Consider the following 20,611-nt stretch of genomic DNA (forward strand, 5'->3'; position numbering starts at 1 on the left):
GACGTTTCGTTAGCCATTCGTGACTTTGCGAGGGAAGGTCGCTTCTAGACCGCGGGGGCTACGGCGGCCGGACGGCGCGACCGCCGCCCGGTGCGCACCATGTCGACCGTCAGCACGATCGAGGCGACCCAGACGATCGCGAAGCCGACCCAGCGCGTGAGCGACATGTGCTCGCCGAGCACGACGACGCCCACGACGAACTGCAGCACGGGCGCGACGTACTGCGTCAGGCCGACGGTGGTCAGGGGCAGCCGACGGGTCGCCGCGGCGAACAGCAGCAGGGGCACGGCGGTGATGACGCCGGTGCCCACCGTGGCGATCGTGTGCCCGACGCCCACCGTGCCGAGCACGACGCCGCCGCCCAGGCCCGTCACGTGCAGGACGATCAGGGTCGCGGCCGCGAAGGGGGCGATCCACAGGGTCTCGAGCGTGAGCCCGCCGACCGCGTCGACGCGACCGCCGACCTGCTTCTTGACCAGCCCGTAGAGCCCGAACGAGAACGCGAGCACGAGCGAGATGACCGGTGGCCGCCCCGCGCCGACCGCGATCACGAGGACGGCCACGGCGCTCAGCCCGACGGCCACCCACTGGGTCGTGCGCAGGCGTTCGCGCAGCACGACCACGCCGAGCAGCACCGTCACGATGGGGTTGATGAAGTACCCGAGGGCGGCCTCGACCACGTGACCGCTGAGGGTCGCCGAGATGAAGACCGTCCAGTTGACGACGATGAACGCGCCGGCCAACCCCATGGTGCCCACCACGCGGGGCTGGCGCAGCAGCGCGCCGAACGAGCGCAGGGCGCCCGTGACGACGAGCAGCACCGCGCAGAAGACGAGCGAGAAGAGCACGCGCCAGGCCACGATCTCGAACGGGCCGGCCGGTGCCAGCAGCAGGAAGTACACCGGCAGCACGCCCCAGAGCCCGTAGGCCCCCAGGGCGTAGGCGAGCCCCGCACCGCCGGCTCCGGCGACGCCGAGCCCCGGGGTCGGGGCGGCGGGGGACGAGGAGGCGCGGGTCGAGGTCACCTGGCGACTCTAGGTGGCTGCACCCACTGCACGGAACGCGAGGTCCTGCCACGGTGGATCGATCGACGGACGATCACGCCCGGGGACGGTCGATCGTCCGCCGGGAGGCCGCGGACACGACGAAGGCCCCTGCCTGGGCAGGGGCCTTCGGGGCGGCGACCGGTGGTCGCGGGCGACGGCCGGAGCCGCGCCGGGAACTAGCGGACGATGACCGCCAGGACGTCGCGAGCCGAGAGCACGAGCAGGTCTTCGCCGCCGTACTTCACCTCGGTTCCGCCGTACTTGCTGTAGATGACCTTGTCGCCGACGGCGACGTCGAGCGGCACGCGGTTGCCGTTGTCGTCGATGCGGCCCGGGCCCACCGCCACCACTTCGCCCTCTTGGGGCTTCTCCTTGGCGGTGTCGGGGATCACGAGGCCCGAAGCAGTGGTCTGCTCGGCTTCGACCTGACGAATGACGATGCGATCTTCGAGCGGCTTGATGCTGACCGACACGGGTGACCTCTTCTTTCTCGGTGCTACGAAAACATGGGGGCTGGCACTTGCCGGGGGCGAGTGCCAGAACAACTGTAGGACGAGACTGGCACTCGGTCAATCCGAGTGCCAACGGGTCGGGTCGCGTGCGTCACACTGGACGACATGGATTCCTCCGAGCTGCTCGAAGTCCTCTCACCCGAGGGGCTGCGGCTGCTCGACTCGCTGCCGGCGGGCGGTGGCACCGGCGACGACGTCGTCGGCACCGTGGCCGCGCTCCGCAAGCAGGGGCATCCGCCCGCCCTGGTGTCCGCGGTGCTGACCCAGGCGAGGCTCCGGGGCAAGGCCGCCGCCAAGTTCGGTGAGTTCGCGAGCCGCATGCTCTTCACCGAGGCCGGCCTCGAGCAGGCCACGCGCCTCCCGGTGGCCGCCCGGCACGCCGGCCGCTACGCCGCCGCCGGCCTCGGCAGCGTGGCCGACCTCGGGTGCGGCATCGGCGGCGACGCGATCGCCTTCGCCGCGCTCGACCTCGACGTGCTCGCGGTCGACCGCGACGAGGTCACCGCCGCGGTCGCCTCGTACAACCTCGCACCGTGGTCGTCGTCGCGGGTCGAGCACGGCGACGCCGCGACGACCGACCTCGGCGGGGTCGAGGGCGTGTTCCTCGACCCGGCCAGGCGGACGTCCGGCCACTCCGCGACGAAGCGCCTCGCCGACCCCGCCGACTGGTCCCCCGGCCTGGACGTCGCGTTCGGTCTCGCCGAGCGGCTGCCCACGGGCGTCAAGCTCGGACCGGGCGTCGACCGCGAACTGCTGCCGACCGACGCCGAGTGCCAGTGGATCTCGGTCGATCGCGACGTGGTCGAGGTGGGGGTGTGGTTCGGACCGCTGGCGCGGCCGGGGGTGGGCCGGTCCGCCCTCGTGATCGGCGCCTCCGGTGCGTCCGAGCTGACGGCGCCTGCCGACTCCGACGACGTGGACCCCGGCGACCTCGACGAGTACCTCTACGAGCCCGACGGTGCCGTCATCAGGGCACGCCTGATCGGCGACCTCGCCCGGTCGATGGACGCCCGCACGATCAGTCGCGACATCGCCTGGTTGACCACGGAGGCGCGGGTCGAGACCCCCTTCGCCCAGGGCTTCCGGGTCGTCGAGACCTTCCCGCTCGACGAGCGGACGCTGAAGCGCGAACTGCGGGCCCGCGGCATCGGCCGACTCGAGATCAAGAAGCGCGGGGTCGACGTCGACCCCGCGACGTTCCGCAAGCGCCTGTCGCTGCAGGGCACCGGGTCGGCGACGCTCGTGCTGACCCGCGTCGCTGGCCGGCACACGGCCCTGCTCTGCGAGCGCCTGGCCTGACGCGCGGCGGGACGGGACCGACCCCCGGCGTCCTGGTCCGGTCGCGCCCGGGTGCCGGTCGGCGTGCCGGGCTCAGGCGACGGTGCCCACCGGATCGGTCGGCCCGGCCAGCGGCTTGCGCCGCTTGAACTTCATCAAGGGCCGTTCGACCAGGTGCCAGCTCGCCGTCGCCAGGACGAAGGTGACCGCGAGCGAGACGAGGGCGAAGAGCGGGACTCCCCAGGCCGCCGCTCCTGCGGTCGCGAGCAACTGCTGCAGCGGGAAGCCGTAGATGTAGGTGCCGTACGAGATGTCGGTGCGGATGGATGCCCGCGGGTTCTTGATCGACGCACCGACCCCGAGGGCGAGGTAGGCGAGCGGGAGTGCGGCGACGAGACCGTAGTCGGGCAGGGCCGACGAGGCCAGGACGGCCACCCCGGCGAGGACGAGCAGCCAGGGCCGGACGGGGATGCTGTCACGCCAGCGGTACACGAGGGCGCCCGCGACGAAGACGATGCCGAACCGCGACCCGTTCGTCAGGTACCAGTTGTGCACCCCGCCGTAGGTGCTGGCCACCACGCCGAGGGTGCACAGCAGGTAGGCGGCGGGGAGGGCCCAGCGGGACCGCAGGAGGCCGACGACGCCCAGCAGCAGGACGCCGAGGTAGCAGGCGAACTCCCAGCCGAGGGTCCAGAGCGAGCCGTTCCAGGCTCCCTCGACCGGGGTGCCGAGGGGCGTGCCCGCGATGTCGTACTGCCACACGCGCAGGAGGCTGTTGCGCACGACGTACGACACGGCGTCGCCGACGAACCCGTCGGGGACGGGCGCGCCCCGGAGGAGCAAGGACACCGGGGCGAACACGGCGGCGGTGAGGACGAGACACACCCAGAACGCCGGGAAGATGCGGAGGACGCGGGCCCGGAGGAAGGCGACCACCCGAGGGGTCCTCGACCAGGACATGACGATGAGGTAGCCCGAGATCGCGAAGAACACGTCCACGGGAAGGCGAGCGGCGAGCTGACGCGCCGGCTCGAAGCCGATGTCGTGCCCGGTCAGGGGGACCGAGTGCCAGACCACGACCGCCGCGGCCATGACGAGGCGGATCAGGTTGTAGGCGTTCCGCCGCGGGTCGAGGACGGCGCCGAGCGCGTCGGGCCGCGACGGACGGCGCGCCGGGTCGACGGCGGCGTGGTCGCGGGCTGGCGCTGACATCGATCCTCCGTGTCGCAGTCGGGTGCCGGGGAGGCCGGTTCGGGTGGGTGGCACGCCACGATAACCCGGATCGGACCGGAGGCGGCGCCGGTGCCCGCTCGTTCCGCCCCGGCATCACCCGTGCAGGCTGCGGCGCGGACGACGTCGGACACCACCCGACGGCGGCTCGGGAGCACGCCGTCGGACACGCCTCGACGGTCAGTAACCGCCGTAGTAGCCCGAGCCGGACGAGAACCCGGCGATCCAGAGGCCGAAGAGGACCCAGCCCAGGACGATCAGGACCACGCCGGCGTAGCCCACGACGAGGCCGGTCAGCCAGAAGCCGCGGGCATGACGCTCGCGTGACGCGCCGAGGTGGCCCAGGACGACGCCGGCGATCGAGAGGACGATCGAGAGCCCGAAGGTCAACGGGGCCAGCACGAGGCCGGCGATCGACCCGATCATCGACAAGAGGCTGAGCAGACGCGGGGGCTGGGCCGCACCGGCCGAGGCGTAGGGCGGGTAGGGCGAGCCGTAGGGCTGCTGGCCGTACGGGGCGCTGCCGTACGACTGCTGACCGTACGGCTGCTGGGCGTACGACTGCTGCCCGTAGGGCTGCTGCCCGTACGCCTGCTGACCCTGGGGCTGGTGGCCGTAGGGCGGCTGACCGGGCGCCTGTCCTGCGCGGGCCGGTTGTTGACCGTAGCCCTGCTGTTGACCGTAGCCCTGCTGCGGACGGTAGCCCTGCGGCGGACCGTAGCCCTGCGGTTGCTGGCCGAGACCCTGCCCGTGCCCGGCGGGCTGACCGTACGCGGCCTGAGGCTGCGTGCCGGGCTGCGCATACGGCGGCCGGGGCGGCTGAGGGGCACCGGGCGGAACCTGCCCCGGGCGGGACCGTTCGGGCTGCGGGTGGGCGGGAGCACCCTGCGGCGCACCGTACGGTGCCGAGCCCGTGGGCGGCACGCCGGCTCCGCCGTGGGTCGACGAGGCGGGCGGCTGCGACGGCGCCCCGGGGAAGGCGGTGGGCGGCAGGGGCGGCGACGAGGCGGCCGGGCCCCGGGCGCCCTCGGTCTGGCTCACGGGCGGGGCACCCGTCGCCGTGGGCGGGGTGGACGCCGAGGGCGCGCTCGGCGTCGAGGAGGGCTTCTCGGGGGTGGTGTCGTCGGTGGCCATGAGCTGCCTTTCGCGAGCGGTGGGTCGGTCGTGTCGTCGGTCGGTCCGGTCAGGGTCGGTCCGGTCAGGGTCGTGCCGGTCGCGACCGAGGATCACGAAAGGGTCCGCACCGTCGGCGCGGACCCTTTCATGCTAGCGACGACGCCGATGAGCGGCCCCTGGGAAGCCGCCACCCGACGCTGCGTCGGACTACGAGTTGTAGCTGCCGTCGTAGAGGGCGGGATCGCTCGCGACGATCCCCAGCCCGACGAAGACCAGGACGATGAGCAGGATGCCGATCAGCACGGACACGTAGCCCAGGATCGTGCCGGTCAGGGCCATGCCCCTGCCGTCCTCACCCGTCTTCTTGATCTGGCTGAGCGAGATGTGGCCCGTGACGATCGCCGCGATGCCGGCGAGGCCGCCGGTGACGAAACCGACGATGCCGAGGATCAGCGACACGAGGGCCAGCGTGTTGCGCTGGCCGGAGCGTGCGCCGTTCTGGCCCTGGTAGGCGGGCTGGCCACCGTAGGGCTGGCCCTGGTAGGCCGGCTGTTGGCCCTGGTGGGCCGGCGGCTGACCCGGGTAGGGGTTCTGCGACGAGGGCTGGCCCTGGGGCCCGGAGTTGTGGTCGGTCATCGGAGGACGTCCTTCTGCTGAGGTTCGGCCGGTGACGGCCGCGGTCGGTCGAGCCCCTGCATGCTATCGGCGACGGGCACCGGGCGACCGAGCCGCCGACGGGGCGGGCTCAGACGGCCTGCACCATCGTCACGGGCAGCGTCGAGTCGGCACCGAAGTCGAGCGGCGACGGTGCCCGGCCACGCGAGACGAGCTCGGCGCCCAACGCGGCGATCATCGCGCCGTTGTCGGTGCAGAGCGAGAGGGGCGGCACGCGCAGCTCGACCCCGGCGGCCGCGCAGCGCTCTGCGGCGAGCTGCCGGACACGGGCGTTCGCCACGACTCCCCCGCCGAGCAGCAGGCGCGGCACGCCCCGGTCGGCACAGGCCGCGAGGGCCTTGGTCAGCAGGACGTCGGCGACCGCCTCGCGGAAGCTGGCGGCGACGTCGGCGACCGGCACCGCGCCTCCTTCGCCGCGACGCTGCTCGACCCATCGGGCGACGGCCGTCTTGAGCCCCGAGAACGAGAAGTCGTAGCGGTGCTTCGCCAGGTCTTTCGGCAGGGTCAGCCCGCGCGGGAACCGGACGGCCCGCGGGTCGCCGCCCTCGGCGACGCGGTCGATCTGCGGACCGCCCGGGTAGGGCAGGCCGAGCAGCCGGGCGACCTTGTCGAACGCCTCGCCCGCGGCGTCGTCGATGGTCTCGCCGAGCAGCTCGACGTCGTCGACCAGGTCGCGCACGTGCAACAGCGAGGTGTGTCCGCCCGAGACGAGCAGCGCGATCGTCGGCAGCTCGAGCTCGCTGCCGTCCTCGCGCAGCACGTCGGCACCGACGTGCCCGACGAGGTGGTTCACGGCGTAGAGGGGCGTGCCGGTGGCGAGCGCCAGGGCCTTCGCCGCGCCGACGCCGACCATGAGCGCCCCGGCGAGCCCGGGGCCGCTGGTCACGGCGATGGCGTCGAGCTCGGCCACGGTGACCCCGGCCTCGGCGAGCGCCGCGGCGAGGGCCGGCTCGAGCGCCTCGAGGTGCGCGCGGGCGGCGACCTCGGGCACGACGCCTCCGTAGCGGGCGTGCTCGTCCATCGACGACGAGATGACGTTGGCCAGCAGCGTCCGCCCCCGGACGATGCCGATGCCGGTCTCGTCGCAACTGGTCTCGATGCCGAGCACGAGCGGTTCACGGTCGGCGGTCACCCGAGATCCTCCTGCCGGTCGAGGGGGGCGTCGCCGAACGGCTCGGCCCGGGTCGGGGTGGTCCCGGTGACCGCGGCGGGCACGGTGAGCCGCATGACGACCGCGTCGACCCCGTCGGGCTGGTAGTAGCGCTTGCGGACGGCGATCGGTTCGAACCCGAGCGACTCGTAGAGGTGCTGCGCCCCGGGGTTGTCGGCCCGCACCTCGAGGAACACCTCGTGGACGCCGGCCTGACGCGCCTCGCCGAGCAACTGCGTCAGCATCGCGCGGCCGAGCCCCCGCCCGCGGTGCTCGGCGAGCACGGCGATGGTCTGGACGTCGGCCTGAGGGGCGCCCCTCGGCGCCAGCATGCCGGCGTAACCGATCACGGTGGTGTCGTCGCCCTCGGCCGCGGCGACCAGGTAGCGGCCGCCGGGAGCCGTGAGCTCGTGCGTCATGCTCGCCCGCGACCAGGCGTCGGAGGCGAAGGTCGTGGTCTCGATCGCCATGATGCCGTCGAGGTCGTCGAGGGTGGCCGTGCGCAACAGGACGCTCATCGGGTCACCGGCTTCGGACCGGCCGACGGGGTCACGTCGGGTTCGCGCAGGTAGAGGGGCTCGGCGTCGGCGAACGGGCGACCGTGCTCGAAGAGCCGCTCGGCCAGCATGCCCAGGGCGGCCGCCGAGACCGTCGTCGCGTCGGGGTCGGTGCGGGGCCAGGACGAGGAGGCGCCCGTCGCCTCGTCGAGGTCGGCCGGCCGGACCAGGGCGGGGCCGGCCACGAGCACGGGCAGGCCGTCGTCGTCGAGACCCGACCACGCGCTGTACGCCACCTCGCGACGCCGCGCGTCGGTGACGACGACGAGGGGGGAGTCGAGGCGCCCGCCCGCCGTGGCGACGGACCGACCGCCCTCGGCCGAGAGCCGCTCGAACGCGACCGCGTCGTGGCTGCCGACCGAGAGACAGGGCACGCCGGCCCCGAAGGCGAACGCGCGGGCGGCGGCGATGCCGACGCGGAGGCCCGTGAAGGGCCCGGGGCCACGGCCGGCGACCACGGCCGAGAGGTCGGAGGGGACGACGCCCGCCTCGCGCAGGGCCTCGTCGACCAGGCTGCCGATCACCTCGGCGTGCCGCCGGGTGTCGGCGACCGTGCGCTCGGCGAGGACTCCGCCGTCGCGGTCGACGACGGCGACGGACGAGCCGGCGGAGGTGTCGATGGCCAGGATCACGGGGTCAATCGTAGGCGGTGTCGGGAGGCCGACCCGCGCCTCCTGACGGGTGACGGAACCCGGCCGGGGCCGGGCTCCGTCACGCCGGTCAGAACGCGCCGATGCGACGCGCCGTGCCGGGCTGGCCGAGCAGTGCCGCGATGTCGGACGGCAGGGCCGAGACGATGCCGAGCGACGAGGCCAACAGGCTGGTCATGCCGCCGAGGTCGAGCACCTGCTGCGTCTCGACGTTGCGCCACGACGAGTTCTTCGCCGACAGGGCCGACACGGTGTCGAGACGGGTGACCGTCCTGTTGTCGCCCCCGCCCCACCCGACGAGGGTCGCCTGGGCCGACGTGCGCCGCTGGTTGAAGGCGTTGCCCGTGACGGTGATGCCCATCGAGTCGGCCGACCGGTTCGTCTTGCTGTCGAGCACGAACACCTGGTAGCGCCCGCCGCTGCCGAACGCGTTGTTGGCGAGCGTGATCTTGCCGGTGACCCACGTCACGGTCGGGTCGGGGATCGGACGACGACGGTCCTGGCCGGTCGGGGCGGTCGCCTGACGGCGCTCGTCCTGGGTGATCTTGACGCCGTACTCGCTGAAGCCGCCGATCGAGTTGTTGTAGACGCGGACGTCGTCCGTGCCCATGATCTGCAGACCGGCCTTGCCACCGGTGATCACGTTGTCGGCCACCACGGCCTTGCTCGAGAGCTCGAGCTGAATGCCCGTCCACTCGTTGCCGTCGACCGTGTTGCCGGTGACCTTGCTGTCGTACACCGACTCGTCGAGCCACAGGCCCGAGCTGTAGTTGCGGCTGATGTCGTTGTTCGTGACGGTCACGCCGCGCGACCGGGTGATCTTGACCCCGCCCGAGACCGGTGCCTCCTTGAAGCGCTGCCAGTTGTTCTGACGGATCACCGAGTCGGTGAGCTGGAGGTCGTACGAGGCGTTCGTGCCGACGCCGAGCAGACCGCTGCGCTCGACCGTCAGGTGCCGGAGACGGCCCCCGTTGTTCTCGAGGTTGATGCCGATCATGGCGTTGTCCTGGATGACCAGGTTCTCGGCGGTGCCGCCCGTGTTGCCGAAGCGGATGGCGCCCTTGTCGGAGTTGGGGGTGGCGTACCGGCGGATGCCGAGGCCACGGACGGTCGAGTCGGGCGACTGGACCCACAGGGCCTGCTGCTTGTTGCTGATGCGGAGCTCGTGACCCGAGGGGTCGCTGCCGATCAGCACGCGACCCGAGGCGGGGTCGGGCGCGAAGGTGCCGGGGGCGAGCTGCGAGGGCGCCACCTGGGTCAGCTGGACGCCGTCGAGGAAGACCTGGTCCGGTCGCGCCGCGTAGGGGAACGAGGGCGAGACGAAGCGGGGGTTGTCCACCGATCCGCCGATCTCGGCGGAGGGGAAGAACGACCACGGCGTGCTCCAGCCGGACCCCGAGCGCTGCCACGTCGACACCGGCACGGAACCGTCGAGCCACACGGCCTCGCGGGGGAAGGACTGGATCGTCAGCTTCTTCTGGAACGGGACGACGACGCTCTCGTTGTAGGAACCCGCGCGCAGCACGATCGTCCCGCCGGTGCGGGCCTTCGCGACCGCCGCCGCCAGGGTGCGGAGCGGGGCCGCCTGCGTGCCGGCCGCCGCGTCGTCGCCGCCGGGCGAGACGACGACCGCGCCGGCCGGGACGGCGTAGGAGGTGCCACCGACCGGGGCGGAGCCCTGTGAAACCGACGGCACCGTCTCGGGCGTCGTGGGCTCCGGCGTCGTCGGCTCGGGGGACGTGGGCTCCGGCGCCGGCGTCGTGGGCGTCGGCACCGGGACGGGCGCGGGGGCGGGCACGGCGGTCTGCGGCGAGCTCGTGACGACGAGGTCGTCGAAGCTCGTCGTCACGGGGGCCTTGTTGCCGCCGCTGGCGTACTGCCAGATGCCCACGGAACCGGGTGCGGCCACGCGGGTGGCCGACGAGTCGTCGACGGACACCTGCCAGCCGGGCTCGGCCGTGCCGCGCACCCAGGCCTTGCCCTGGACCGACACGGTGGTGGTGCCCACCGCGCGGAACGCGACGGCGACCGTGGACCCGGTCGTCACCGACGACGGCAGGGCCGTCCGGCCGAGCGAGGACTCCTTGCCCTTCCAGACCTTCGTGACGACGAGGACCGCCTTGCCCGAGGCGCCGAGTTCGAGGCGACCCCGGTAGGTCGAACCGTCGGCCTGTCGGCGCAGCTCCCACCCCTGGTAGAGGGCGCCGGCCGTCTTCGGCAGGGCGACGAACTCACGCACCTCGACGTCCTGGGCCGACACGGACTTGAGGGTCGCGGTGGCCGAGGCACCCGGACGGAGGCCGGAGATCGTCGAGACGCCCTTCCCGACGGAGAAGGTCGCGGACGGGCTGGACCAGGTGGTCCACGAACCGCCCGCGTTGGCCTTGCCCCACCCCGCCGACACGGTGCGGCCGTGGGTGTCGGACACCACGGTGGTCGGGGCCGAGGAGGCGCTGGTGGCGGGCACGAGGACCGCGGCCAGACAGGCCACCGCGGTCACCAGGGCACCGGCGACGGAACGTGAACGGGTGGGCGGGTCGAGCCGGGGCGTGGTGGCGCTGGACATCGGCGCTCCTTTCGTCGGGGTGGAGTACTGATGATCCCGTCGCGGCACCCCCAGGATGGGGGCTTGCGGAAATCCGTTCGGAAGAGGCGCATCGGGGGCCCTCCGAGGACAAGACGAGATCTTGTTACATCTAGGCGCAGTCCGCAACCCTCCGTCAGCCCCCGTCGTGGTGGCTCCCCATCGGGTGGCAACCGTCCGAGGGGCACCCGGACTGGTGTCCTCGCCCCCTGCGGGGTCGCCTAGAGTTCACGCATGACGCAGGCTCGACTCGACCCGGGACCCAGGACGAGCTCACCGTCCTGGAACCCGGGGACGGCCACGACCGGAGCCCGCACCTGGGTGCGCGTGATGGCCGCGGGAGCCCTCGTCGTCCTCGGCATGCGGTACCCGCTGCCCCAGGGAGTCCAACTCGGCTTCGCCGTCTCGATCGCCCTCCTGCCCGTGTGGTGGGGTGCCGTGCGACGCCGCCGGTGGGGGGTCGCGTTCATGGGCGTCGGCGCCCTGGCGGCCCTCGCGGGCGTCTGGCTCGGCGTCGCCAACGCGGTGGACCACGAGGTCGACCCCTCGTCGGCCGTCCCGATGACGGTGCTGCTCCTCGGGGCCCTGCTGGGCGTCGGACTGTTCGTCTGGGCCGCAGACGTCCTGGGCCCGCAATGGGCCACGCTCTTCTTCGGCGTCGGCCTCGCCCTGCAGCTGACGCCCTCGACGGCGTTGTTCGCGAGCAACCCGTGGAAGTTCGGCTTCGCCCTGCCCGCCACGGTGATCGCCCTGGCCCTCGCCGCGCGCCTGGGGCGGAAGTGGGAGCTCGGGACGCTCCTCGTGCTGACGGTCGTCGCGGCGCTCAGCGACTTCCGTTCGGCCTTCGGCCTGCTGCTGCTCGCCGCGATCCTCGTGTTCGCACAGATGACGATCGTGCGTCCGCACCGTCGGCCCTCGCCCGTCGCGGTGCTGATCGGGCTCGCGGCCCTCGGGTTCGCCGTCTTCCAGCTCGGCCAGGCCCTCATCCTCGACGGCTACCTCGGGCTGGCCGCCCAGTCCCGCAGCGTCGAGCAACTCCGCGTCTCGGGCTCGCTGATCCTCGGCGGGCGTCCGGAACTGGCCGCGACCCTCGCCCTGATGCGCGACCACCCCTGGGGCTTCGGCGCCGGCGCCGTCCCGACACCCGACGACATCCGCGTCGCCAAGGAGGGCATGAGCAGCATCGGCTACCAGCCCAACAACGGGTACGTCGAACGTTTCATGTTCGGCGGCAACTTCGAGTTGCACTCGGTCGTCGGCAACCTGTGGTCGCAGTCAGGCGTCGTCGGCATCGTGCTCGTCGCGTTCATGCTCGTCGTGCTGGCCGTCGGCATGGCCCGTCGCATCGCGGACGGCACGGCCAGCGGCATCATGCTCTACGCCTCGGCCCAGAGCATCTGGAACATCTTCTTCTCGCCCTTCTACGGCGCCCTGACGACGCTGATCCTCGCCCTGGGCCTCGCCTTCCTCCCGGTGGTCCGACGACGAGAAGCGGACGACCACGTGTCGCCCGCCCTGCCGCACGACGACGTCACGGCCGCGTCCACTCCTCCACGGCCGTCATCCCGCCCGACCACCGACTGACGAGGCCGAAACCCTCGCGGACCAGGGTGTCGTCGTCCTCGCGTGCCGTGGGCGCCTCCTCTGGTTCGACGACCCAGACCCGGTCGACGTCGTCGAGACGGGACTCGTCCGAACCGAGGGGCCACGAGGTGCCCCGGAGACTGTCCTCGTCGACGGCCTCGGACCGCCTGGTCACGTCGACCAGTCCGTCGAAGTCGGTGGGGTAGGTGACCTCGACGTTGTCGGTCGTCCGTCGCACGACCGACGGGGACCCGGCGTCGAGCGGGGCGAAGTAGACCCCGTCGCCCGGGACCGACCGACGGTCGACCTCGGCGGCGGCCTCGGCCCAGTCCGTCCCGCTCTTGCCCGTGACCTGACGCTGCGAGAGGTAGATCGGGGCGCAGAGCGCGACGACCACGACGACGGCGAGCACGCGGGTCGTCCGTCGGCGGAGGGCCACGACGCCGAGTCCGACGAGGGCGGCGCAGACGGGAGCGGCGAAGGTGAAGTACCGCGGGTTGTAGAGAGGGCTCACCGCGAGGCTGTACCCCACGACGACGGCCGTGGGCACGACGAGGACGGGCACGAGCACGCGGAGCGCCGTGCTCCCGCCGCGGTGCCGACCGGCCACGACCGCGACCACGACGAGGGCCCACCCGACCAGGGCCAGGCCGAGCGACGCGAGCGCCCAGGGCTCGGTCGGCGACGCGGTCGACGTCACGCGCGTCGGGGTGCCGCCGAGGAACCACTGGTTCACCACCACGCCCCGGGCGATCTGCACCAGCCCCAGCCGGTTGTCCCCGAGCTGGCCCTGCTGCCCCGCCGCCAGCAGCACCACGGGCGACGCCGCGAGACCACCGCCCGCGGCCGCGACGAGCCAGGCGAGACGCCGTCGTCCTGTGACGTCGCGCGCGACGGCGACCGTGACGGCGTGGGCGACCGCGAGGAGCGCGACGTAGATGTTGAGGGCCGTCCCCACCCCGAGGAGCGCCGCGTACCCGACCCACCGGGCCGCGCCTCCTCGGCGGAGGGCCACGACGAGCAGGACGGTCGCCCAGACCGCGAAGGCCGCACTCGGGCCGAACGAGCGCGCCTCGATGCCCATCCAGGTCACGCGCGGCAGCACGATCGCCACGACCGCCCCCGCCACCGCCGCGTCCGGTCGGCCGAGGACCACGAGCAGGCGGTGCACCCCCACGACGGAGGCGCCGACGGCCACCGCGCTCGGCAGCCGCAGGGCGAACGGCGAGATGCCCGCGACGCTCGTCCACAGGTGCATGACGAGGTAGTAGGCGGCGTGCACGGCGTCGATCCGCTGCACCAACGCCCACAGCTCGGGCAGCGATCGCGTGGCGGCCGAGATCGTGGCGGCCTCGTCGGTCCAGAGCGACACGGTCGACGAGCCCACCAGTGCCACGGCGGTGCCCGCCAGGCCCAGCGCGATCGGGACGGCGGCCGAGGAGGCGCGGGACCGGAGCAGGGACGCCGCGGTCCCGGCCGGTCGGGTCGCCGTCGGGCTGGTGGTGGTCATGGCCGTCCTCACGCGTGGCCGACCGCGAGCCGTCGCCTCGGGCGAGGGAGAGGGCGACCGGGCCGACGGGTCGGGTGCGGGGGGCCCGGAGTGCTGGCATGCTAGCAGCGACCCAGGACCCCGCCGGTGCTCGGCGGGACGGGCCCACCCGACCGAGGAGACGCCATGTCGTCAGACGACCAGACGCCCACCGACCGGACCGGCCCGCGCTCCCGTCGTCGCCTCGTGATCGTCGGCGGCGTCGTCGTGGTCGCGCTCGCGCTGCTCGTCGCCCTCGTCATCGTGCCGGCCGTCACCGGCGGCGAGGACGGGGGCCCCGGGACCGGCGGGACGGCGACGGCATCGGACTCCCCCTCGGACTCCGCGTCCTCGGGCGGCGGGTCGGCGGCGCCGACCGACACCGCGCCTCCTGCGGCGGGGCCCGACACACCCGAGGCACCACCCGTGGGCCTCGACCAGTCGCCCACCGTCGTGGACGGGGTGACGGTCCGGGTGAAAAGCCTCACAGCGGTCGACGGCGAGGCCGCGTTGCCCGGCGAGGTGACCGGTCCGGCCGTGCGCGCCGAGATCGAGGTCACGAACTCGTCGACCGCGCCCGTCGACCTCTCGACGGCCGTCGTCAACCTGGCCTACGGGTCGGACCGGACACCCGCCAACACGTTCTCGACCGGGACTTCTTCACTTCCGGGCAGCGTCGACGCCGGCGCCACGGCCAGCGGCGTCTACGTCTTCGCGGTGCCCGCCGACGACCAGGGCGACCTGCGCCTGACCTTCGACTACTCGGTCGACGTGCCCGTGCTGGTCTTCGAGGGGTCGACCTCGTAACACCCCTGTACCCACAACGGGGGCCATTGTCCCCCCTAGGGGGGACCTTATAGTCGTCAAGCCGTCGGTACCCGAATGCCGACGTCACTTACCCGACCCGAATGAGGCCTCCCCATGGGAAGAACCGTCTCGTCGCGCCTTCGCCTGCCCGCGATCGTCGCCGCGTCCGCCGTGCTCCTGTCCGTCCTGGTGGGAGTCCAGCCCGCCACGGCCGACTCCGCCCCCGCCGACCCGACGTCGCCGTCGACCCCGGCGACCGTGACCGCGGACGCGCTGCCCGCACCGCAGATCGACGGCTCGGTCTTCACGCAGGTCATCGTCGGCAACACGGTCTACGCCGCCGGCAAGTTCACGAAGGCGCGCCCGGCCGGCGCGGCCGCGGGGGTCGCCGAGGTGCCCCGCAGCTTCCTCCTCGCGTACGACATCACGACCGGCGCCCTGTCGACCACGTTCGCCCCGGTGATCGACCAGCAGGTCAAGGCCATCGCCGCGTCGCCGGACGGCAAGCGCCTCTACATCGGCGGGGCGTTCACCAAGGTCAACGGCGTGAACAAGTACCGCCTGGCGGCGCTCGACCCGACCACCGGCGCCCTCGTCAGCGGCTGGAACCCCGGGACGAACGCTTCGGTCAACGCCATCGCCGCCGTCGGCCCCAACGTCTACTTCGCCGGGGCGTTCTCGAGCGTCGGCAAGGACACCCGCGTCAAGGCCGCCGCGGTGACCGCGTCGAACGGCACCAACCTGCCGTGGGCTCCGAAGATCGCCGACGGTGACGTCCTCGGCCTGGTGACGAGCCCGGACGGCTCGAAGATCGTCCTCGGCGGGTCGTTCGGGTCGGTCAACGGCTCGTCGCAACCGGGCTACGGCCTGGCCATGGTCGACAACGCGACCGGGGCCAACCTCCCCCTGCAGGCCAACGACGTCGTCCGCAACGGTGGCGGTCAGGCCGCGATCTACAGCCTGAGCGCCACGGCCAACGGCTTCTACGGCTCGGGTTACACCTTCGGTGGCGGCGGCCGCCTCGAAGGCGCCTTCAAGTCGACCTGGAACGGCGACCTCGCCTGGGTCGAGGACTGCCACGGCGACACCTACTCGGTCGCCGCGAACAGCACCGCCGTCTTCGTCGCCGGCCACCCGCACTACTGCGGCAACATCGGCGGCCAGCCGCAGACGGAACCCTGGACCTTCCAGCGCGCCATGGCCTTCAGCGACTCGGCGACCGGCACGGTCGGCAACGACCCCTACGGCTACTACAACTTCGCCGGGACCCCTGCCCCGAGCATCCTCAACTGGTTCCCCGACTTCGCGACCGGCAGCTACACGGGCCTGAGCCAGGGCCCGTGGAGCGTCGCGGCCAACGACAAGTACGTGGTCTACGGCGGGGAGTTCCCGTCCGTGAACGGCAAGGCCCAGAACGGCCTCGTGCGCTTCGCGGTGTCGAGCATCGCCCCGAACAAGATGGGACCCGAGGCGTCGGGAGCGCTCTTCACCCCCAACCTCGTCTCGCTGTCGTCCGGCACGGTCCGGGTCAGCTGGCAGTCGAACTGGGACAAGGACAACGCGAACCTGAGCTACGCGGTGTACCGCGACGGTGACCTGACGAACCCCGTCTACACGACGACCACCGCCTCGACCTTCTGGAAGCGCCCCGCGCTCGGCTTCGTCGACAAGGGCCTCGAACCGGGCAGCACCCACAGCTACCGGGTCCGCGCCACCGATCCCCTCGGCAACACCGTCCTCGGTGACGGCGTGAACGTGACCGTCACCTCCGACCAGGTCTCGCCCTACGCCAAGCAGGTCGCCGCCGACGGCGCCACCTCGCTGTGGCGACTGGGCGAGAAGAGCGGCTCGACGGTCTACGACTGGGTCGGTTACGACGACCAGCAGGCCCAGTCCGGCGTCACGCGTGGCGCCACCGGGCAGACCACCTCGGACGCCGACGGTTCGAGCACGTTCTCGGGCACCGACACCGGCACCTCGTCGACGGCCTCGGCCGTCACCGGTCCGCAGACGTTCTCGGTCGAGGCCTGGTTCCGCACGACGTCGACGACGGGCGGCAAGATCGTCGGCTTCGGCAGCAGCCGAACCGGCGGCTCGAGCTCGTACGACCGCCACCTCTACATGGACCCCCGCGGCCGAGTGTCGTTCGGCGTGTACCCGAACGCCAGCCGCATCATCACGAGCCCGACCGCGCTGAACGACGGTCAGTGGCACCAGGTGGTGGGCACCCTCAGCTCGGCCGGCCAGTCGTTCTACGTCGACGGCAAGAAGGTCGCGACCGACACCGGCACCACCGGCGCCCAGGACTACACGGGCTACTGGCGGATCGGCGGCGACAACAACTGGGACGGTGCTCCGTACTTCCAGGGCGACATCGACGACGTGTCGATCTACCCCGCAGCCCTGAGCCCGAAGCAGGTCGACGGACAGTGGGTCGCCTCCGGTCGCACCAGCAAGCTGCCGAAGGCTCCGGCCGACTCGTACGGCGCCCGCGTGTTCCAGGACGACCCCGAGGTGTACTTCCGTCTCGACGGTGACGGCCAGACCGTAGCGGCCGACGCGTCCCCCGTCGGCACCGACGGCCTCGTGAGCGGTGGCGTCGCGACCGGTGGCACCCCCGCCGTCGCCTCGGGATCGGGTCACTCGGCGACCTTCGACGGGTCGTCCGGCGGCATCTCGACCAACACCTCGTACGACACCCCCAACAGCTACACGCTCGAGACCTGGTTCAACACCACCACGACCTCGGGCGGCAAGCTGATCGGCTTCGGCAACCAGCAGACGGGTTACAGCGGCAACTACGACCGCCACGTCTACATGGAGCAGGACGGTCGCCTGCAGTTCGGCAACTGGACCGGCCAGATGAACCTCGCCAGCAGCACGGCGAGCTACAACGACGGGCGCTGGCACCACGTCGTGGCCACCCAGGGCTCCGAGGGCATGAAGCTGTACGTCGACGGCGTCCAGGTCGGCTCGAACCCGTCGACCGCGTCGGACGGCTACCGCGGGTACTGGCGCCTCGGCGGCGACAGCTCGTGGAACTCGGGCTCGGGCTACTGGGCCGGCAGCCTCGACGAGGCGGCCGTCTACGCCCGTCCGCTCGACGCCGCCACGGTCGCGCAGCACTACGCCCTGGGCGTGGACAAGCCGAACGCGGCACCCACGGCGGCCTTCGCCTCGGCCCCCACCGGCCTCGACGTCGCCTTCGACGGCAGCACCTCGGCCGACGCCGACGGCTCGATCGCCTCGTACGCCTGGGACTTCGGCGACGGTTCCGCCGTGGCCTCGGGCGCGAAGCCCACGCACACCTACGCCACCGGCGGCACCTACACGGTCACCTTGACCGTGACGGACGACCGGGGCGCCGTGGGCACCTCGACCGCCACCGTGACGGTGACGCCGCCCCGCGTGAACGCGGCCCCCACCGCCTCGTTCACCTCGACGGTCGACCACCTGGTCGTCGCGGTCGACGGCCGCACCTCGGCCGACTCGGACGGCACGGTCGCGTCCTACCGCTGGGACTTCGGTGACGGCACGGCCGCGGTGACCGGTTCGACCTCGGGCCACACCTACGCCACGGCCGGCACGTACACCGTCACGCTCACCGTGACCGACGGCGAAGGGGCCACCGGCACCTCGACCGGCACGGTCACCGTCGCCCCGGCCCCGCCGGCCAACGTCGCCCCGACGGCGTCGTTCACCAGCTCGACGACGGGTCTGGCGGTGTCGACCGACGCCTCGGCCTCGGCCGACGCGGACGGCACGGTGACCGGCTACGCCTGGACCTTCGGCGACGGCGGCACGGCCACCGGGAAGACGGCGTCGCACACCTACGCCGCCGCCGGCACCTACACCGTGACCCTCACGGTGACCGACGACAAGGGCGCCACCGGCAGCTCGACGGGCACCGTCACGGTCGCACCGATCCCGAACGCCGCCCCGACGGCGACGTTCACCACGGCGACCGACAAGCTCTCGGTGACCACCGACGGGCGCGCCTCGACCGACAGCGACGGCACCGTGGCCTCGTACGCCTGGGACTTCGGCGACGGCGCCACGGCGACCGGCAGCACGGCGAAGCACGACTACGCCACGGGCGGCACCTACACCGTGACCCTCGTCGTCACCGACGACAAGGGCGCCACGGGGACCCGCACCTCCACGGTGACGGTCACCGCACCTCCGGTGGCCACCGCCGTCGTGCAGGACGGCTTCGGCCGCTCGGCGACGAACGGCTGGGGCTCGGCCGACGTGGGCGGTACGTGGACGCGCACCGGTCAGGCCTCGCAGTACTCGGTCGCGAACGGCGTCGGCACCCAGTACCTGGGAGCCGCCGGCTGGAACACCTCGATGGCCCTCACCGGCGTCACGACGACCGACGCCGACCTGCGCACGAGCGTGAGCCTCGACAAGGCGGCGACGGGTGGCGGCACGTACGTGTACGTGACCGGACGCAAGGTCGCGGCGAACACCGAGTACCGCGCGGCACTGCGCTATCGTCCGGACGGCTCGGTCGTCGTGGCCCTGACGGCCTTCAAGGGCTCGACGTCGGGCACCAACCTCGTGGGCGAGACGCTCGTGCCGACGAAGGTGGCCCCCGGGGCGAAGCTCAACGTGCGGCTCGAGGTGAGCGGCTCGGGCACGACGACGATCCGCGCCAAGGTCTGGGCGGACGGCACCGCCGAACCGTCGGGCTGGACCGTGTCGACCACCGACGCCTTCGCGGGGCTGCAGGCACCCGGCTGGGTCGCCCTCGGCGCCTACGCCTCGGGCAGCACCACCAACGCTCCGCAGACGGTCTCGTTCGACGACCTGAGCGTCTTCAAGCCGTGACCGGCGCCGTCCCGGAGCACCCGAGCGGGCTCGTCGTCCAGCAGTCGTTCCCCCGACCGCGGCCGACGACGAACCCCTACCTCGTGATGCTCCGGGACGCCGTCGGTGCGGTCCCCGGGGTCGAGGTGCGCACCTTCAGCTGGAAGGGTGCGCTGCTCGGCCGCTACGACGTGTTCCACGTGCACTGGCCCGAGATCCTCGTCTCGGGCCGGAGCCCGCTCAAGGCGCTCGTCCGCCAGGCGCTGACCGTCGCCCTGGTCGCGAAGCTGGCGGCGACCCGCACCCCGATCGTCCGCACCGAGCACAACCTCGAGCTGCCGAGCGGCATCTCGCGCCGCGAGCGGGTGCTGCTGCGCTGGATCGAACGACGCACCACGCTCTGGGTGCGGCTGAACGACGAGACGCCCGAGCACCCCGACGCGCTCGGGGCGCTCATCCCCCACGGCCACTACGTCGACTGGTTCTCGCGCTGGCCGTGGCCCGCCCGTGAGACCGGTCGGGTCTCGTACTTCGGCTTCATCCGTCGCTACAAGGGCGTCGACGGCCTCGTCCGCGCCTTCCGCGGCGTGCGTGGCGACGACCGCCGGCTGCACGCCGCCGGCAAGCCCTCGACGCCCGAGCTGGCGCAGGGCCTCGAGCAGCTCGCCGCCGACGACCCCCGGGTCAGCCTCGACCTGCGGTTCCTGGACGACGAGGCCCTGATCGAGACCGTGCGACGGGCCGAGCTCGTCGTGCTGCCCTACCGCGAGATGCACAACTCGGGTGGGGTGCTCACGGCCCTGTCGCTCGGGCGACCCGTGCTCGTGCCGGCCAACGAGGTCAACGCGCGCCTGGCCGACGAGGTCGGGCCCGCCTGGGTGCGTCAGTACGAGGACGAACTCGCGTCCGACGACGTCGAGCGAGCCCTCGAGGCGGCGTCCCGCCTGACCGACGACGCCCGCCCCGACCTGTCGGCCCGTGACTGGGACCGCGCAGGAGAAGCACACGTCGCGGCCTACCGGCGGGCGATCGACGCCGTGGGCGGTCGGGCGTCGGGCAGCGGCCGCGGGACCCGCTCGTGA

15 protein-coding genes are annotated in these 20,611 nt (G+C 72.7%); 5 read left to right on the plus strand and 10 right to left on the minus strand.

Annotation, left to right across the window (positions count from 1 at the left end; genetic code table 11):
• Positions 1–44 precede the first annotated feature (44 nt).
• Positions 45–1,025 carry an EamA family transporter RarD gene (rarD, locus tag AC3CCI_RS05155; protein ID WP_354594872.1) on the minus strand — a complete coding sequence of 327 codons (981 nt, stop codon included), beginning with the start codon at positions 1,023–1,025 and terminating at the stop codon, positions 45–47.
• Between the two features lie 197 nt (positions 1,026–1,222).
• The gene (gene groES / locus AC3CCI_RS05160) at positions 1,223–1,519 is read right to left on the minus strand and encodes a co-chaperone GroES (RefSeq protein WP_123519617.1); all 297 of its coding nucleotides are present in this window, start codon (positions 1,517–1,519) and stop codon (positions 1,223–1,225) included.
• Positions 1,520–1,663: 144 nt separating this feature from the next.
• On the opposite strand from groES, the gene AC3CCI_RS05165 reads away from it, so the two are divergent.
• The gene (locus AC3CCI_RS05165) at positions 1,664–2,857 is read left to right on the plus strand and encodes a class I SAM-dependent methyltransferase (RefSeq protein ID WP_488628319.1); all 1,194 of its coding nucleotides are present in this window, start codon (positions 1,664–1,666) and stop codon (positions 2,855–2,857) included.
• Positions 2,858–2,929: 72 nt separating this feature from the next.
• Here AC3CCI_RS05165 and AC3CCI_RS05170 read toward each other — a convergent pair whose 3' ends face one another.
• The 7 genes from AC3CCI_RS05170 to AC3CCI_RS05200 form a co-directional block, all read right to left on the minus strand.
• Entirely contained in the window at positions 2,930–4,048 is a 1,119-nt protein-coding gene (locus AC3CCI_RS05170; protein WP_488628320.1) for an acyltransferase family protein, read from the minus strand.
• Positions 4,049–4,246: 198 nt separating this feature from the next.
• A complete protein-coding gene (locus AC3CCI_RS05175; RefSeq protein WP_488628321.1) occupies positions 4,247–5,200 on the minus strand; it encodes a DUF4190 domain-containing protein in 954 nt (317 codons plus the stop codon).
• Between the two features lie 189 nt (positions 5,201–5,389).
• The gene (locus AC3CCI_RS05180; protein ID WP_354594875.1) at positions 5,390–5,818 is read right to left on the minus strand and encodes a DUF4190 domain-containing protein; all 429 of its coding nucleotides are present in this window, start codon (positions 5,816–5,818) and stop codon (positions 5,390–5,392) included.
• Positions 5,819–5,927: 109 nt separating this feature from the next.
• Positions 5,928–6,989, minus strand: a complete 1,062-nt coding sequence (gene tsaD / locus AC3CCI_RS05185; protein WP_488628322.1) for a tRNA (adenosine(37)-N6)-threonylcarbamoyltransferase complex transferase subunit TsaD — start codon at positions 6,987–6,989, stop codon at positions 5,928–5,930.
• Positions 6,986–7,525 (minus strand): ribosomal protein S18-alanine N-acetyltransferase, encoded by a 540-nt coding sequence (gene rimI, locus AC3CCI_RS05190; RefSeq protein ID WP_488628323.1) that lies wholly within the window; start codon positions 7,523–7,525, stop codon positions 6,986–6,988. The genes tsaD and rimI overlap by 4 nt, the downstream gene beginning before the upstream one ends.
• Positions 7,522–8,196 carry a tRNA (adenosine(37)-N6)-threonylcarbamoyltransferase complex dimerization subunit type 1 TsaB gene (gene tsaB, locus AC3CCI_RS05195; RefSeq protein ID WP_488628324.1) on the minus strand — a complete coding sequence of 225 codons (675 nt, stop codon included), beginning with the start codon at positions 8,194–8,196 and terminating at the stop codon, positions 7,522–7,524. The genes rimI and tsaB overlap by 4 nt, the downstream gene beginning before the upstream one ends.
• Positions 8,197–8,284: 88 nt before the next feature.
• Positions 8,285–10,780, minus strand: coding sequence for a right-handed parallel beta-helix repeat-containing protein (locus tag AC3CCI_RS05200; protein ID WP_488628325.1), 2,496 nt, complete (start codon positions 10,778–10,780; stop codon positions 8,285–8,287).
• Between the two features lie 252 nt (positions 10,781–11,032).
• On the opposite strand from AC3CCI_RS05200, the gene AC3CCI_RS05205 reads away from it, so the two are divergent.
• Positions 11,033–12,382 (plus strand): O-antigen ligase family protein, encoded by a 1,350-nt coding sequence (locus tag AC3CCI_RS05205; protein ID WP_488628326.1) that lies wholly within the window; start codon positions 11,033–11,035, stop codon positions 12,380–12,382.
• Here AC3CCI_RS05205 and AC3CCI_RS05210 read toward each other — a convergent pair.
• The gene (locus tag AC3CCI_RS05210; RefSeq protein WP_488628327.1) at positions 12,330–13,892 is read right to left on the minus strand and encodes a glycosyltransferase family 39 protein; all 1,563 of its coding nucleotides are present in this window, start codon (positions 13,890–13,892) and stop codon (positions 12,330–12,332) included. The two genes, AC3CCI_RS05205 and AC3CCI_RS05210, sit on opposite strands and share 53 nt — an antisense overlap.
• A 165-nt stretch (positions 13,893–14,057) precedes the next feature.
• On the opposite strand from AC3CCI_RS05210, the gene AC3CCI_RS05215 reads away from it, so the two are divergent.
• The 3 genes from AC3CCI_RS05215 (at position 14,058) to AC3CCI_RS05225 (ending at position 20,611) form a co-directional block, all read left to right on the plus strand.
• Positions 14,058–14,717, plus strand: a complete 660-nt coding sequence (locus AC3CCI_RS05215) for a hypothetical protein (RefSeq protein ID WP_488628328.1) — start codon at positions 14,058–14,060, stop codon at positions 14,715–14,717.
• A 114-nt stretch (positions 14,718–14,831) separates the two neighbouring features.
• Positions 14,832–19,550: a PKD domain-containing protein gene (locus AC3CCI_RS05220; RefSeq protein ID WP_488628329.1), complete on the plus strand. Its 4,719-nt coding sequence runs from the start codon at positions 14,832–14,834 to the stop codon at positions 19,548–19,550.
• Positions 19,547–20,611, plus strand: coding sequence for a glycosyltransferase (locus AC3CCI_RS05225; protein WP_354594883.1), 1,065 nt, complete (start codon positions 19,547–19,549; stop codon positions 20,609–20,611). Before AC3CCI_RS05220 ends, AC3CCI_RS05225 begins: the two co-directional genes overlap by 4 nt.

Source organism: Frigoribacterium sp. CF331 (assembly GCF_057787905.1).

What these genes read in the sequence shown, in the direction of transcription:
- AC3CCI_RS05165 (WP_488628319.1), top strand. Translation starts at nt 1,664, where the DNA reads ATGGATTCCTCCGAGCTGCTCGAAGTCCTCTCACCCGAGGGGCTGCGG.
- AC3CCI_RS05170 (WP_488628320.1), bottom strand. Translation starts at nt 4,048, where the DNA reads ATGTCAGCGCCAGCCCGCGACCACGCCGCCGTCGACCCGGCGCGCCGT.
- AC3CCI_RS05175 (WP_488628321.1), bottom strand. Translation starts at nt 5,200, where the DNA reads ATGGCCACCGACGACACCACCCCCGAGAAGCCCTCCTCGACGCCGAGC.
- AC3CCI_RS05180 (WP_354594875.1), bottom strand. Translation starts at nt 5,818, where the DNA reads ATGACCGACCACAACTCCGGGCCCCAGGGCCAGCCCTCGTCGCAGAAC.
- rimI (WP_488628323.1), bottom strand. Translation starts at nt 7,525, where the DNA reads ATGAGCGTCCTGTTGCGCACGGCCACCCTCGACGACCTCGACGGCATC.
- AC3CCI_RS05200 (WP_488628325.1), bottom strand. Translation starts at nt 10,780, where the DNA reads ATGTCCAGCGCCACCACGCCCCGGCTCGACCCGCCCACCCGTTCACGT.
- AC3CCI_RS05205 (WP_488628326.1), top strand. Translation starts at nt 11,033, where the DNA reads ATGACGCAGGCTCGACTCGACCCGGGACCCAGGACGAGCTCACCGTCC.
- AC3CCI_RS05210 (WP_488628327.1), bottom strand. Translation starts at nt 13,892, where the DNA reads ATGACCACCACCAGCCCGACGGCGACCCGACCGGCCGGGACCGCGGCG.
- AC3CCI_RS05215 (WP_488628328.1), top strand. Translation starts at nt 14,058, where the DNA reads ATGTCGTCAGACGACCAGACGCCCACCGACCGGACCGGCCCGCGCTCC.
- AC3CCI_RS05220 (WP_488628329.1), top strand. Translation starts at nt 14,832, where the DNA reads ATGGGAAGAACCGTCTCGTCGCGCCTTCGCCTGCCCGCGATCGTCGCC.